The 14,733-nt window shown below is 70.3% G+C and carries 12 protein-coding genes and 1 pseudogene; 5 read left to right on the top strand and 8 right to left on the bottom strand.

What is annotated here, in order from left to right:
- Positions 1 to 53: 53 nt before the first annotated feature.
- Both WMF11_RS14675 and WMF11_RS14670 read left to right on the top strand, forming a co-directional pair.
- Positions 54 to 1,445 carry a sigma-70 family RNA polymerase sigma factor gene (locus WMF11_RS14675; protein WP_437977886.1) on the top strand — a complete coding sequence of 464 codons (1,392 nt, stop codon included), beginning with the start codon at positions 54 to 56 and terminating at the stop codon, positions 1,443 to 1,445.
- A gap of 341 nt (positions 1,446 to 1,786) precedes the next feature.
- Positions 1,787 to 3,034: a hypothetical protein gene (locus WMF11_RS14670; protein WP_437977885.1), complete on the top strand. Its 1,248-nt coding sequence runs from the start codon at positions 1,787 to 1,789 to the stop codon at positions 3,032 to 3,034.
- 19 nt (positions 3,035 to 3,053) lie between these two features.
- Here the strand turns inward: WMF11_RS14670 and WMF11_RS14665 are convergent, their stop codons facing one another.
- A complete protein-coding gene (locus WMF11_RS14665; RefSeq protein ID WP_437977884.1) occupies positions 3,054 to 4,823 on the bottom strand; it encodes a hypothetical protein in 1,770 nt (589 codons plus the stop codon).
- A 121-nt stretch (positions 4,824 to 4,944) separates the two neighbouring features.
- On the opposite strand from WMF11_RS14665, the gene WMF11_RS14660 reads away from it, so the two are divergent.
- On the top strand, positions 4,945 to 5,307 hold the full coding sequence (locus WMF11_RS14660; protein WP_437977883.1) for a pentapeptide repeat-containing protein: 363 nt from the start codon (positions 4,945 to 4,947) through the stop codon (positions 5,305 to 5,307).
- Here WMF11_RS14660 and WMF11_RS14655 read toward each other — a convergent pair.
- The 4 genes from WMF11_RS14655 to WMF11_RS14640 all read right to left on the bottom strand — a co-directional run bounded on the left by WMF11_RS14655 (position 5,249) and on the right by WMF11_RS14640 (position 8,947).
- Entirely contained in the window at positions 5,249 to 6,244 is a 996-nt protein-coding gene (locus WMF11_RS14655) for an aldo/keto reductase (RefSeq protein ID WP_437977882.1), read from the bottom strand. The two genes, WMF11_RS14660 and WMF11_RS14655, sit on opposite strands and share 59 nt — an antisense overlap.
- A gap of 97 nt (positions 6,245 to 6,341) precedes the next feature.
- Positions 6,342 to 7,100 (bottom strand): SDR family NAD(P)-dependent oxidoreductase, encoded by a 759-nt coding sequence (locus WMF11_RS14650; protein WP_437909001.1) that lies wholly within the window; start codon positions 7,098 to 7,100, stop codon positions 6,342 to 6,344.
- A 369-nt stretch (positions 7,101 to 7,469) separates the two neighbouring features.
- A complete protein-coding gene (locus tag WMF11_RS14645) occupies positions 7,470 to 7,709 on the bottom strand; it encodes a hypothetical protein (protein ID WP_437977881.1) in 240 nt (79 codons plus the stop codon).
- On the bottom strand, positions 7,706 to 8,947 hold the full coding sequence (locus WMF11_RS14640; protein WP_437977880.1) for a hypothetical protein: 1,242 nt from the start codon (positions 8,945 to 8,947) through the stop codon (positions 7,706 to 7,708). Before WMF11_RS14640 ends, WMF11_RS14645 begins: the two co-directional genes overlap by 4 nt.
- A gap of 348 nt (positions 8,948 to 9,295) precedes the next feature.
- Between WMF11_RS14640 and WMF11_RS14635 the strand changes: the two genes are divergently transcribed.
- Positions 9,296 to 11,701 (top strand): hypothetical protein, encoded by a 2,406-nt coding sequence (locus tag WMF11_RS14635; RefSeq protein ID WP_437977879.1) that lies wholly within the window; start codon positions 9,296 to 9,298, stop codon positions 11,699 to 11,701.
- A 91-nt stretch (positions 11,702 to 11,792) separates the two neighbouring features.
- On the opposite strand, the gene WMF11_RS14630 is transcribed toward WMF11_RS14635, so the two are convergent.
- Both WMF11_RS14630 and WMF11_RS14625 read right to left on the bottom strand, forming a co-directional pair.
- Complete coding sequence (locus WMF11_RS14630) at positions 11,793 to 12,557, bottom strand: hypothetical protein (RefSeq protein ID WP_437977878.1); 765 nt, start codon at positions 12,555 to 12,557, stop codon at positions 11,793 to 11,795.
- 163 nt (positions 12,558 to 12,720) lie between these two features.
- Positions 12,721 to 13,575 (bottom strand): SDR family NAD(P)-dependent oxidoreductase, encoded by an 855-nt coding sequence (locus WMF11_RS14625; RefSeq protein WP_437977877.1) that lies wholly within the window; start codon positions 13,573 to 13,575, stop codon positions 12,721 to 12,723.
- A 426-nt stretch (positions 13,576 to 14,001) separates the two neighbouring features.
- Between WMF11_RS14625 and WMF11_RS14620 the strand changes: the two are divergent.
- Positions 14,002 to 14,256, top strand: a pseudogene (locus WMF11_RS14620) (hypothetical protein); the annotation flags it as partial.
- A gap of 25 nt (positions 14,257 to 14,281) precedes the next feature.
- Here the strand turns inward: WMF11_RS14620 and WMF11_RS14615 are convergent.
- Positions 14,282 to 14,608 (bottom strand): hypothetical protein, encoded by a 327-nt coding sequence (locus WMF11_RS14615; protein ID WP_437979435.1) that lies wholly within the window; start codon positions 14,606 to 14,608, stop codon positions 14,282 to 14,284.
- Positions 14,609 to 14,733 lie beyond the last annotated feature (125 nt).

Raw genomic sequence — 14,733 nt, 5'->3', positions numbered from 1 at the left:
CGAGCGCCCGAGCCGATCACCGCGCGACGCGGCATCATGGTGGAGCAGGCGAGATGAACGAGAGTCCCACGAGCTCGCGCCTTCTGGGCGAGGCGGAGACGACGATCATGGAGGGAAGGGACGCTGTCGCCGAGACGCAGGCCGAGGAGCCGATCGGCGCCGACACCCGCCCTCCCCCGTCGTCGCGGCGGGCGGCGCCCGCCAGCCGGCGGGCCGCGCCGTCGGCGCGGCCGAGCGAGGACGTCGCCGCGGTCTATCTCCAGGAGATCTCGGCAAGCGCGCCGCTGAGCCGCGAGCTCGAGGTGGAGCTCGGCCGTCGTATCGAGTCGGCGGAGCGCGCCATGATCGAGGCCTGGGTCGCGTCGCCCGTCGCGCTGCGGGCGCTCGCGGCGCTGGCGGACGATGTGCGGGCGGGGCGGGTGGACATGAGCGATCTGCTGCTGAACGCGGACGCCGAGGACGCGCCGAGCGACGCGACGTCCGTGAGGATGGCGCGGCTGCTCGGGCTCGCGCGGTCCCTGGCGGAGGCCGGGCGGACGGAGGCGAGCGGGCAGCGAGCGCGCGCCGCGCTCTCGGCCGGGCTCTCCGACGTGCGCCTGGGCCCCCTGGTGGAGGCGCGGATCGAGGGCGCGCTGAGCGCGGCGATCCCCGCGGTCGACAGGCTCGGGCGCCAGGCGATCGACGGTACCCTCTCGGCGATGCGCGCAGCTCGCCGGGCGGCGGCCGAGGCGAGGGCCGAGATGGTCCGCGCGAACCTGCGGCTCGTGGCGGCGGCGGCCCGGCAGCTCCGGCACCGGGGCGTGCCGCTGCTCGACCTCATCCAGGAGGGCAATCTCGGGCTGATCCGCGCGGCGGAGAAGTTCGATTACCGGCGCGGCTATCGGTTCAGCACGTACGCGATGTGGTGGATCAAGCAGGCGCTCTCTCGCGCGCTGCTCTATCAGGGCCAGGTCATCCGGGTGCCTGTCCACATCGCCGAGACCCGGCGCCGGGCGCTGCAGGCGCGGCGGGAGCTCGAGCAGGAGCACGCGCGCGAGGCGGCGCCCGAGGAGGTCGCCGAGCGGAGCGGGCTGTCGATGGAGAAGCTCCAGACATTGCGGGAGATGGCGCTGCCGCCGGTGTACCTCGACGCTCCGGTGGGGGACGACGACGGCGCGCGCCAGGGTGACTTCTTCGCGAGCGAGGGCGCCGCGCCGGACGAGCTCCTGGTCCACCGCCGCCTGCACGCGCAGGTCTCTGCGCTGCTCGAGTCGCTGACGCCGCGCGAGCGCGACGTGCTGCGGCTCCGGTTCGGCCTCGACGGCGGGCAGCCGCACACGCTCGCCGAGATCGGGGGCATGTTCTCGGTGAGCCGCGAGCGCGTCCGGCAGATCGAGGAGAGCGCGCTGAGCAAGCTGCGCACGCTGTCGCGGAGGCAGGCGCTGGAGACGCCGCTCGGGGGTTGAGGGGCACGGCGCGGCGGCTGACCCGGGCAGCCGTCGCGCCGCGATGGGCGGACGCGGCGATGTCGCGGCGGCCCTCCGCCGGACGAGCCGCTTGCGCGACAGCGCACTTGCGGGCGATGGTAGCGTCTCTTCACCCGAGGAACGCTCATGAAGGACATCCTCTCTGCCCGCCTGGAATCACCTGCTTTCTCCGCGGATGCCGTCGAGCTCCACGAGCTCACCGGGCGCGAGGTCGTCTCGCAGCCCTTCGAGTTCCAGCTCCACGTCGTCTGCAAGACGCCCGAGGGCCTCGACGAGGAGGCGCTCCTCGTATCGTCAATCACGCTGGAGCGGCGAGCGTCATGGAGGCGCTCAAGGGGGAGAAGGGGCAGAAGCTGCTGGACGGCGTGCTCGGCGTCGCCAAGGGCGTCGTGGACGCCAACACGAAATGGCACGGCCTTCAGCACGCAAGGCTCGACGAAGAAGCCGTGAAAGCGCAGGCGCGCGTCGACGCGCTCGAACGCTCGGTGATTAGCAGGATGCAAACCATCGACTTCATGACGCGCCCCGAGGGTGAAGACGCGAAGGGCGCGAGCCGGCCGACCACGCGCCAGGAGTGGGATGCCAGCCATCCCGAGGACGTCCAGAGGATCGCAAAGGCGACGGAAGACGCGAAGGCCGCGAAGGCCCTGGCCGACTCGTACAAGACGCTGAACGCGGAGAGCGACGACGCGGTGACCTGGCGAACCGCCGGGGATTCGCTCGAGAGGGCAAAGGCGGGAAGTGCGCTATTAAATGCCACGCGTGACCTCATCAGCTCCACCACGAAGATCGCCCAACGAAACACGGATCATGCCAGCGTCGCGGGCGCGAAAGGCATGGCTCTCCTGGCCAACGGCTTCGCATCGGCGGGCCGGATCCCATCTCCTGTCCCCGCACCTGGAACCCCGATCAACTTGAATTCTTCCATGGTGACATCCGCCATCACGGGGCTCACGAGCGCCTATGTGCTCGGCGGCGCCAACGCGACAATGTCAGCCAATGGGCAAGCTATCGTTGCAGGCGGGGCGGCCGCGGCACTGAAGTCCGGCGGCGCCGTCGAGATCGCAGGCAGGGCCAGAGCCCTGGTCACATCCGATGCGCTCGTGGACCTGATGTCGCTCGGTCTCTTAATGCTCAAGAGCAGCCACGCGATCACAATCGACAGCGACAATGTCGTGCATATAGAGTCGGGCACAAGGCTCGACATGAAGACTGGTAGCTCGCTCGAGATGAGAGCCACAGGGCCGCTCGTCGCCGAGTCGAGCGGCGCCGTCAACATCAAGTCCAAAGGTGCGACGAGCATCAAGAGCGCAGGCAAGGTCACGGTGGAAGGCAGCACCGCGCTCGTCAAGGGCGGCCAGTGGAGCCTGAACGCGGACTCCGCCACGGTCACCGTCGGAAACCAAGACAGCCGTCTCGCGGTCACAGGGAGCCAGGCGCGCCTCATCAAGGGAGGCTCGATGTGCAGCGTGACCAGCGGCACCGTCGAGATGCAGGCCGGCTCGACGAAGGTCACGGTAGGGAAAGGCGCGGTGAAGGTCACCGCGCGCCGGATCGATCTCGGATGACGCGGCGCTGCGTGGCCGCTTACAAGCGACATTCTTGAACGGCGGTGAGCGCGGCGATGAACAGGATGATGAAGATCCAAGAGTACTTGTACGGGCGCGCCTGCCTCTCGTTCTCCAGCCTGTCCATCTCCCTGGCGCTTCGCATCGCATCCTCGCGGATGGCCTCCACCTGCACATTGATCATCGCGAGGCCGTTCTCCAGCTGCTGATCCATGGCCTCGCGCATGGTCGGGTTCTTCGGCCTGGGCTCCTTCTCGCTGGCGAAGAGGAGCTTGCCCCTCGGGTCGAACTTCCAGGCGAGCCCCTCCTTGCCGAACAGCCAGAACGACCCGTCTGGACATACCGCGATGCTCATGTCCGCGCGCGGCAGGGCGTCGCGCTCCACGTGCAGAATCACGCTCTCGTTGCCCGTTGCGCCGACCCGCACGAGTCGATCGCCGCGGATGACATAAGCATTCCCGTCACGATCGGCGCCTAGCGCACCACGCTGCCGATCCGCGGAGCCGCCGCCGATCTCGACGCAGTATACCTTGCGCCCGCCTCGTTCGAAGCGAGCGAGCAGGTTCCCGTCGAGCAGGTAGAGCGAACCATCCGGACCGGAATGTATAGACGTGCTCGCCATGGACGAAAGCGTCACCGGATGATCGGCGAGCGACGTCAAGCTCCAGTAGGAATCCTCACCCGTGTCGCTCCGTGTGGCGCCGTTGGTCCACACGGGCATCGCCGCTCCGTCCGCCCCGATCCGCTGGAGCTTGCCATCCTTGTGGAGCAGCAGCGAGCCGTCGTGATCGCAGGTCAGGCAGCCCTGCTCGGCCAGACTCAGCTCGATGCTCGGCGCCACGGCGCCTGCGCTGTCGAGGGGTGCGCCCGTCGCCGACGAGAGCCGGAGCGGCACCCCTCCGGCGTCAATCACGAGGAGCGTGTCCTTCGCGCATCCCAGGAAGCGCACCTCCTCCGATCGATCGCGCTGGAGCCAACGGATGCCCAGCGAGGGGTCCATGGACCACAGGACCCTGTCGATCTTGTGTTGCGTTCTGCCGGCTTGATCGAGGAACCAGCGCGACTGCGTGGCTGCGCAGTAGAGGTTCCCCTCCGCGTCGACGGCCGCCTCCGGCAGCCCTTCCCAGTCGAACAGCCCCGCGGCGACGGCCTGCGCGGCGGGGGTGCGCACGACGACGGACGGCGCGAAGCAGAGATACCAGTGCGCCACCACCCGCCTTCGTCCCCGGTACACGAACTCATCCGGGACGTGGACGCTCGCGCTGCAGAAGCGGCACACACACGCTCGGCTCACCCCGTCGAAGGCGACCGGCGAGCCGCACTGCGGGCACGGAAACGTCGCCGGCTCCCCCTGGGGCGCAGGGGCTCCTGCGAGCCGGTCCGGCTCCTCGCCGACCAGGTGCGTGATGTCAGGGAGCGCTCCGGCCAGCTCCGGCGGCACCTGCCGGACCCAGGTCTGCACCGCACAGCGATCGCAACGGAGCATCGCTTGATCCACCACCGCCTGGATGCTCGATACGGGGATCGCCTTCTCGCATCCCTGGCACGCGGGCGCGCGCCGGATGTAGGCGGCCGACAGCTTGCCAGCCGCGCTGCGACGCACCTCGTTCGGGAGCAATCTTGGGCCGTTGTAGAGCGGATCACGGAGCAACGCTTGCCAGAGATCGACACCGAGCGCCGCCGGCCTCCCGCAGCTCGGGCAGCCCACCTCGCGAGCCAGCGTGTTGACCGGCATCGGCATCCTGCACGTCCCGCACGCCGTCTCGATCTTCACCGCGACGCTGATCATCCCTCTCCGCTCCCCTCCCCCGCTCCCAGCCAGCGCCCCCGGCACCCCCGGCGAGCTCACGCCCAGCCCGCACGCTACCTCAGCGACACAGGCCGCGCGATGGCCTAGCCTCGCCGCGACCATGTCCGCCGAGCGCAACGACGGCTGCGCCGCGACCGCAGCCGAGCTCCGGCAAAAGAGCCAGCGCGGCGAGCTCGCCGGCAGCCACATCGCGGACGCGGCCGCGCCCGGCATCGATCTCCGCGGCGCCGATCTCTCGCAGGCCCTCCGGCGCGACATCGATCTCCGCGGCGCGAACCTCTCCGGCGCCGTCTTCCGCGACGTGAACCTCTATGCCATCCAGAGGGGTTCTGGCGCGCCGCGCACCCCGACCGGGGGCATCGGGACGACCTCGGGCCTCCTGGCGGGAGCCCGCCAGCCCCCGCTCAGCGCGGCGAGTCCCCGCGGCGGTACTCCGCGGTCGCCTCATCGAGCCGGGCCTTGAGGGCTGGATCGAGCGCCAGCTCGGCCGCGGCGATCGTCGCGTCCAGCTGCTCCGGCCGGCTGGCGCCGATGATCGCCGACGTGATCGCCGGGTTGGCGAGCACCCACGCGACCGCGACGCTCGTCAGCGATAGCCCTGCTTCGGCGACGATGCCCTGCAGCTTCTCGACGGTCGCGAACGCGCGCTCGTTCCAGTAGCGCTGCTGGTAGTTGGACGCCGCCGCGCCGAGCGTGAAGCGGGTGCCCGGCGTGGGCTCGCCGCGGCGGTGCTTGCCCGTGAGGAGCCCGCCGGCGAGCGGGTTGTACGGGATGACGCCGAGGCCCTCCTCCTGCGCGAGCGGGAGCAGCTCGCGCTCGATCTCCCGGAACAACAGCGCATAACGCGGCTGCACGGACACGAACCGCGCGAGCCCGCGCACGTCGGCGCGGCCGAGCGCGCGCGCCAGGCGATATGCCAGGTAGTTGGAGACGCCGATGTACCGCGCCTTGCCCGAGCGAACGACGATGTCGAGCGCCTCCAGCGTCTCGTCGATCGGGGTGTCGCGATCGTCGGAGTGGAGCTGATAGAGATCCACGTAATCGGTGCCGAGCCGGCGAAGGGACGCGTCGATCGCGTCCAGGATGTGCTTGCGGGAGGCGCCCTGATCCCACGGGTTCGGGCCGACCCGGCCGACGCACTTGGTGGCGAGGATGAAGCGGTCTCTCTTGCCCTTGAGCCAGCGGCCGACGATCTCCTCGGTGCGCCCGGCCGTCGGCAAACCGCCGCCGAGCGGATACACGTCGGCCGTGTCGAGGAAGTTGACGCCGGCCGCAGCGGCCTTGTCGAGGATGGCGCGGGAGGTCTCCTCGTCCGTCTGGAAGCCGAACGTCATCGTGCCCAGGCACAGGCGAGAAACGGTGAGGCCGGTACGGCCGAGTCGGGTCGTCGGGATGCTCATGATTTTCCGTGGTGCTTTGGCTAGGTTGGCGTGAGGCCTCGAGCTGGCGCCCTCGTCTTCAGCTCCCGAGCGCGGCGCGGGCCCGTCGGTTCAGGCCTCAATAATAGATCGGCCCGACGCTGCCGCCGCCGGCGACGACGGCATCGCCGTTGATCGCGACGCTCCTCGGCGAGGCGAGGAACGCCACGACCCACGCGACCTCGCGGGAGTCGACGATCCGGCCGATGCTCACCGACGCGGCGAGGTCCTTCTCGGGCTCGGGCCGGGTGCGCTCGGTGCGGGTCGCGCCGGGGTGCACGACCGTGACGTTGATCCCCTTCGGGCCCAGCTCGTCCGCGAGGTTCTTCGTGATCGCCGCCACGCCGACGTTGCGCAGGGTGGCGACCGGGCGGCCGGCCTTGCGCACGGCCAGCCCGCCGATGTTGATGATGCGGCCCCAGCCGTTCGCGATGAGGTGCGGCGCGACGGCGCGCGCGGTCCGCAGGTAGCCCACGACCTTGATGTTGATGTCCTCGATCACCTGCGCGTCGACGATCTGGTCGAGGCGCGTCGCGGTCGAGATCCCGCCTGGCACGGCCGCGTTGTTGACGAGGATATCCACGCCGCCCAGCGCGGCGACCGCGCGCTCGACGAGCGCGTCGACCGAGGTCTCGTTGCCGGTATCGACAACCAGCGGGACGACGCGGCGGCCCGTCTCCGCCGAGAGCTCCGCGGCGGTCGCCTCCAGCTTGTCCTTGCCGCGCGCGGCGATCACGACGTCGGCGCCTTCCCGCGCCAGCTCCCGCGCGATCGCCTTGCCGATACCGCGGCTGCCGCCGGTGACGATGGCCCGCTTGCCGGTGAGTTCGAGATCCACGATCAGCTCCTTCCATCGGCAGACACGAGGTCGTGTGTCTTCTCGCGCCGAGGGAGCCGCGCCTGAGCACGTTTCATTCCACCCTGCGCTTGCCCCGTGTTCGCAGAGGAGATGGCGCTCACCGGCGTCCGCGTCGCCCTGCCCGCGCCCGCCGGGCGCTCCTGGCGGTACCGCGCGCGCCGGCACGCCGGGCGGCGTGTCTGCTTCGCAGGCAGCAGCCTGCTGGCGACGTGCTGCGGGCGGAGCAGCTCGCCCGTCACCGAGGCGCGCGGAGCGAGCGCCTGGCGCTCGAGGGCGCCCTGCGCAAGCCCGCCGAGGCGGCGCGGGCAGCGGCTCAGCGCGGCAGCGAGCCGCCCGAGAGGGCGCGGGTCACCGCGACCGGAGCCTGTCGACCACCGCGAACACGCCCGCCGCGATCGCGAGGATCGGCGCGAAGATCACGCCGCCGAACCACGCCAGCGCGTAGGTGACGCCGAGCAACGGGTCGCCCCCACCGGCGGGCGGTGGCGTGCCGCTCAGCACGGACACATGCTCGCGCAGGCCGAGCATGTGGCAGGCAACGAAGGCCGCGATGAGCATCGCGGCGCCGAGGGCCAGCTGTCGGCTCACGGGGCACCTCCCGCGCCGGCGATCCGCTCCCAGAGCGGGCCGAAGCTCAGCGCGTAGAGCAGCGCCGCGTCGCCGACCTGGTTGCTCGCGGCGTACCGCAGCCGGTCGCCCTCGCGGATCGGGAACGCGGCGAGGTCGAGCGACGTGAGCAGCCCTCCGAGGTACGGCGCGTCGCCGAAGGCCGCGGCGCCGAGCAGCGCGAGGCCGCTCGATCCGGCGCTCGCCCCGACGAGCGGCACGATCGGGCCCGAGTCCACGTCCTCCGGGCCGGCCCACGAGCGGGGCCACTCGCGCGCCCAGCCGAAGCCGAGGAGCTCCGCCCCGAGCTCGCGGCGCGCCCGCGCGTACTGATCGCGCGCGAAATCAGGGTCGATCAGGAGCAGCCCGTGCGCGACCAGCCAGAGGGACGACCCCTCCGGGCCGTCCAGGATCCTGCCGTCGTGGGTGTAGCTCGACACGAGCAGCCCCGTCTTCGGGTCCAGGAGCCGGGCGCGCGCCCCCGCGAGCCAGCGGCGGCCGAGATCGAGGCCGCGGCGCTCGCCGTGCAGCGCGTCGGCCATGCGCATCGCGGAGAGGGCGAGCGTGTTGCAGAAGGTCCAGCACTCGTCGGGGTAGCTCTCGGCCGACAGCACGGGGCTCCGTTCCATGCGGGATCGCATCTCGGCGACGCGCGCGTCGAGCTCGGCCTCGTGATCGGCGCGGCGCGCCACCAGGGCGCGCGCGCCCAGCATGAGGGCGATCTCGCCGTCCACGAAGAGGCTGCGCGCAGGCTGCTGCACGAACGGCCGCCGCGTGGCGTACGGCATCATGAAGTGCAGCATCCCCCGCTCGCGCTCGATCGCGAGGGTCTCGTCGACGATGCGGTCGATGACGGCGAGGTGGCGCGCCTGGGCGCCCGGATCCCGCAGCGCGGCGTTGGCCAGGCCGAGGACGAGGAAGGTCCGTCCCATGAAGTCCCACTCGGCGTTCGCGGCCCGCATCCGCGCGAGCGCCGCCTCCTGCGCGGCGCTGTCCTTCTCCCAGAGCGAGAGCTGATGCGCGAGCAGCGCCTGGCCACGCGGCGAGAGCGCGCCCGAGGCGCGGTGCTCGCCCGGCTCGCTCCGGAAGAAGAGGTGGAGGCACGGAAGCCATACGGCCGTGGCGACCAGCAGCGACAGCGCGGCGGCGCCGAGCCGGCGCAGGCGGCCCGCCGCCGCAGGGCGAACCACGACGCCGGCGGTGGAGGAGAGGTCGGTCATGAGACGGAGCGTGGCGCGGCGCCGTGGCCGGGCTGCGCGCGAGATGTGGCGGATCGAAGGAGGCTCCGGGGATTCTCTCACCGGATGGCCAATCTCGTACATGAGCGCGAAGATCGGGTCGACGAAGCTTCGGACCACTCTTGCGACGACACCGACGTCTACCTCGCCTCCCGTTCGCGGTGCGACAAGGACGCCACGTCATCCCATCCGACCTTCACCTACGCGAACATGCCGTGGGGTCGACGGTTGTCCTACCGCGTGACCGGATCACGCAAACGAGGAGCCGATCGCCAAAGCGCCGCACACAGGCGCTTGAGCGTCTGATATTCCAAGCGTGAGGGAGCATACATGACGAATCACGCTGGGTTCACGATCAACTTCAGGGCCACGGCGGGATCGCTGGCCCTTGGTATTGCGCTGCTCGCGGGAGGCTGCGCGGAGGAGGCCGCGACCGGCGAGGCGACGAGGGCGTCGAATGACCGCCTCGCCGCGGGCACGAGCAGGGCGCACGCGCATGTGGAGAAGCACGGGTCCTGGAGCGCGCGCCGCCGTTGGCAATCACGGGGTGTGGGCGGCGGGGGCGCGCTCTATTCGCCGTCCATCAACCCGCACGACGGCCGCGAAATCTTCATGGCCAGCGACATGAAGGGCGTCTATCGCACGAGGGATTTCGGCAGGAGCTGGACGACCCTGCATTTTCACAAGCTCCAGGGCGGCGTCCTCTCACAATTTCGCTTCACCGCCGATCCTGACGTCCTCTATGGGGTGAGCTACAGGCTGTCCACGAACGGCATCCAGGACGTGGCCACGCTGGCCAAGAGCACCGACGGGGGGGCCACCTGGGACGCCGAGATCACGACGCCCGGGCGGCCTGGAGACGGCCACTACCTGTTCGTCGACCGGCGGGGCACACGGCGGCTGCTCTTCTCGGATTCCACGGAGCTCTACTTCTCGCGCGACGGCGGCCGCACCTTCCGCTCGGTTCACGCGACGACCTGGCCGGGCGGCCTCCTGGTCGGCGGCGTTTACTGGGATGGGCGCGACATCTATGTTGGTACGAGCGACGGACTGCTCGTCTCGCACGACAACGGAGGCACCTTCGCCGTCGACACGTCGATCGGCGGCATACCGGCGGGCGAGAAGATCGTCTCGTTCGCCGGCTCCGGGCACGGCAAAAGCACGACCTTCCTCGCGGTCACGTTCTCCGCGATGGACAGCGAAGGCAACGCCCTCGTCACCGCGAACACGACCGGCGGGGAGGTGGACGCGTACGCCGGCCTCTACCGGCTGAAGCTCGGCGGGACGCGCTGGGAAGCCGCGACGTCCGGGCTCGGACCGAGCGACAAGCTCGCCTTCGTGGCGATGCCCGACGACAACGCCCGGGTCGCGTACGTCGCCGGCGGCGATCGCGACAAGCTCTCCCCCATCGTCCTCCGCACGGTGAACGGCGGAGAGACCTGGCAACACGCGTTCCGCACCGAGCACAACGCCAACATCGACACCGGATGGAGCGGGTTCGAAGGAGACATGGACTGGGAGTTCGGCGAGTACGCGCTCGGCCTCTCGGTGTCGCCCACGAACCCCGACCGCGTGGCCCTCACGGATCTCGGCTTCGTCCACGTCAGCGAGGATGGGGGCAGGACCTTTCAGCAGGCCTACGTGAAACCAGCGGATGAGAACCCGAGGGGAGCAGACACGCCTCAATCCGGCGTCTACCGCACGAGCGGCGTCGAGCAGACGTCGGGCTGGTGGCTGACGTTCTACGACGAGGACACGATGTTCGCGTCGCTCACGGACATCCGCAGCGCCTTCAGCGAGGATGGCGGCGAGTCCTGGTCTCGCGACGGCGCGAACGGCCTGTCCCTGAACACCACCTATCACGTGGTCCGGCATCCGTACACGGGGGCGCTCTACGCCGCGACCGGGAGCGTTCATGACATCTACCAGAGCCCCTACCTGCGCGACGCGCGCCTCGACGGCACGCCGAGCCGCCCGGCCAGAGGGGGGATCATGGTGTCCACCGACAAGGGCGCCACATGGTCGCTCTTCGCCGATCTCGGCCGTCCCGTCGTCTGGCTGGCGCTCGATCCGAGCGATCCGGACCAGCTCTACGCGAGCGCGGTCAACAGCCTGACGGGGGGGATCCATCACCTCGATCTGAGCGCGCCGAAGGCGGCGCCCGCCGCGCTCCCCGCCCCGCCGCGCACGCAGGGTCACCCCTACAACGTCCATGTGCTGAGGGACGGAAGCATCGTGGCCACCTACTCTGGTCATCAGCCCGGCAATACCCGGACGTTCACCGATCGGTCCGGCGTGTTCCTCCTCCAGCCTGGAGCCTCGGCGTGGGAGGACCGTTCCTCGCCCGAGATGCACTACTGGACCAAGGACATCGTCATCGATCCGAACGACACGACCCAGAGCACCTGGTACACCGCGGTCTTCAGCCATGATGAGCGCTTCTACGGGGGGCTGTACCGGACCAGGGATCGCGGCGCGACATGGCAGCGCATCAGCGACCGATACCGCGTCGAGTCGTGCGCCATCGACCCGAGAAACCCGGACCGTATGTACATGACGACGCAGCGGGACGGGCTCTGGCTCACCGAAAACCTCAACGACGAGACGCCGACCTTCGTGCTGGACGAGGGCTACCCATTCCACCAGCCGGTGCGGGTGTTCTGGAACCCATACCGCTCCGAGGAGGCGTGGACGGTCAGCTTCGGCGGGGGCATGCGCTCCAAGCTCGACCGCTGATCGCGCTCGAGCACCGAGGTCGCCGCCCGGCTGACGTCATCCCGGCGCTCGAAGGCGCCCACGAGATCGTTCGCCGAAGGCCCCCCGTTGCTCAACGCTTGGCGTCCCGGCGGAAGAGCCTCCGCATGACGGCGCGGGTCATGGCGAGGAGGTTCTCGCTGGTGAAGCGGAACCAGAAGCCGGCGTAGCACCCGTTCGTGCGGAAGCCGGGGTTGACCGCGGCGTAGCGCCGCGCGGCAGGGCGCTCGAAGTAGCGCGGCGGATACCGGCTCACCGTCTCCTCGGTCATGAAGATGTTGACGCGGAAGAGCCCGGTCTCGTCGTCGACATGGTAGTTGCTCTCCCTGGCGAGCTTCAGGAACGCCTCGCGCACGGCCTCGTCCTCCGCGGCGCCCCGGCGCTTCGGATCGAAGAGCTCGTAGTGCGCGAGCGCCTCGGTGATGGAGACGAACCCGAAGAGGCTGGCGATCGAGAGCCGGTAGAGGCGGGTCCGCGGGGCGCGGCGCTTCGTCTCGGTCAAGAACAGGAGGCCGGAGACGAGGTGCAGCCCGCGGGTCCGGAAGTCCGGCGAGATCCTGAGCTTCCCGCCGACGATGGCCCGGCTGCGGGGCAAGGCGAGCGGCGCGGTCTTCCAGAACTGGAAGCCGACGATCGCCCCGGTGTCGGCGCGGCGGAAGACGTGCACGACATCGTTGGTCCTCGCGTGGACGCAGAAGTGCCCGAAGTCCTCGGCCATGAGCGCGTTCGAGAGGGCGTGGAGCTCGCGCAGGCGCGGCTCGGTGAGGTCGCGCCGCTCGACGGTCTCGAGGCGGACGGCGGGGCGCAGCGGAGAAAGTCGTAGAAGGAGGTTCAACATGGAGGGCTCTTGACGGGCTGGGATGGCCCGGTATCCGCGGCGGATGATCGCCCGCAGGTAGTCGTCGAGCATCCCTCATCCAGAGAGGCGCGCCCAGAGAGGCGCGCCACGCGGAAAGCACGGCGCGCAGGAGGAGCGCCAGCGCGAACGGCTGGATGTCGTCTTACGACATGCCCAACAGGGCGTGCAGCGCCCGCGCCGCCTCGTCCGCGGCGACGTTCACCGGGTCGGCCAGCGCCGCGTCCGCGCCGAACGTCGTGCGCAGCGGCCGCTGCCCGTGCGGCGTCTCCAGCAGCCTCAGCAGCACGCCCGCGACCTCTTCCGGGGATGGCCCCTTCATCGTCCTGGCCATCTCGAGCGTGGCGCGCCCCACGCCCCCGAGCGCCCCGTACTCGGCGGCGCGCGCCGTGTCGTCGTCCAGCCACATGTTGTCGAAGATCTTCGTCTGGACCATTCCCGGCTCCAGGATCACGACGTCGATCCCGAACGACGCGAGCTCGCGCTTGTAGCCCTCGGCGATCATCTCCATCCCGGCCTTGGCCGCGCAGTAGAGCGTCGTGGTCGGTACGACGATGCGCCCGCCGAAGCTGGACGTGAAGGCGAGCACCCCGGTCTTTCGCCGGCGCATGTGCGGCAGCACGGCGCGACAGACGCGCTGCGTCCCGAGGACGTGGGTATCGAGGAGCCGTTGCAGCAGATCGACGCTGCCGCACTCGGTCAGCCCCATCAGGCAGCCGCCCGCGTTGTTCAGGAGCACATCGATCTTCCCCGCCTTCTCCACCACCGTCGCCACCGCCGCGGCCACGGAGGCGTCGTCCGTCACGTCGAGCGCGACCGCCTCGATGGGGATCCCCGCGGTCGCCAGGCCGGCCACCTCGTCGCGCGCCGCTCGGTTCCTGCCGTTGGGATCGCGCATGCCCGCGAAGGCCACATACCCGTTCCTCGCGAGCGTCTCCGCCACGCTCCGGCCGATCCCCGTGCTCGCGCCCGTCACCAGCGCCACCCGCTTCGCCGTCATCGGTCCTTCCCTCCTCGGGCGCCGAGAGGCCTCACCCGGCGCTCGTTGCCCCATCGACGGTGATACACGACCCGGAGAAAATTGGAATTCCGAACGAAGGAGTAAGTTATCATCCAGCCAGGATTGAAATTCAAACCGGAGGCATCGGCGGTCGCCGCCGACAGGCCCTACGCCACGGCGAACCCGGCGCAGAGCAGGTCCTATGATCGGGACGACGAGCCGAGCGGGTCCGGCAGATCGAGGAGAACGCCTTGAGCAAGCTCCGGATGCCGTCGCGAAGGCAGGCGCGCGAGGTGCCGCTGGAGGGGCAGATGGCCTGCCGCGAGCTGTGTCGCGCGGCGACGCGGCGGTGCTCCGCTCTACGAACAGCTGGAAAGAGAGCTTGCCGACGGGCGATGGTAGCGTCTCTTCACGCGAGAGACGCTCATGAAGGACATCCTCTCTGCTCGCCTGGAATCGCGTGCTTTCTCGGCCGACGCGGTCGAGCTCCACGACCTCACCGGGCGCGCGGTCATCTCGCAGCCGTTCGAGTTCCAGCTCCACGTCGTGCGCAAGAGCCCCGAGGGGCTCGACGAGGAGGCGCTCCTCGCCGAGCCCGCCGCGCTCGTGTTCCTGAGGGGCGACCGCGAGGAGCGACGTCTCTTCGGCGTCATCTCCGTGGTTCGGGACGCGCTCCACACCGAGACGCTGCACATGGCGTACACGCTCACGTTCGTGCCGCGCGCGTTCCGGTTGACCCTCGCACCTCCACGATGCTCGCGACGGGGATCTCCTTCCCGCACCCCTGGCAGCACGGGCCAAGCCGCGTATACGCGACCGACAGCCCGCCCGCCCGGCTCCGCCGCCCCTCGTTCCGGAGCATCCTCGGCCCGTCGTAGACCGGATCGCGCAGCAGCGCCTGCCAGATATCGCCGCTCACCTGCGCCGACCTCCCGCAGCTCGGGCAGCCCACCTCGCGAGCCAGCGTGTTGACCGGCATCGGCATCCTGCAGGTGCCGCGCTCCGTCGCGATCCTCACCGCGACGCTGATCATGCCTCTCCGCTCCTCTCCCCCGCTCCCCTGCCACGGCCCCTCCCGGACAACTCCGACGAACCCGTGCCAGCGCGCACGCTACCTCGGTGACACCCCCCGCGCGATGGCCTAGCCTCGCCCGAACC

Source organism: Sorangium sp. So ce295 (genome assembly GCF_051527405.1).
Lineage (GTDB): Bacteria > Myxococcota_A > Polyangia > Polyangiales > Polyangiaceae > Sorangium > Sorangium cellulosum_B.
The sequence above is the reverse complement of the archived record's forward strand: the minus strand, read 5'-3'. Positions and strand labels throughout refer to the sequence as shown.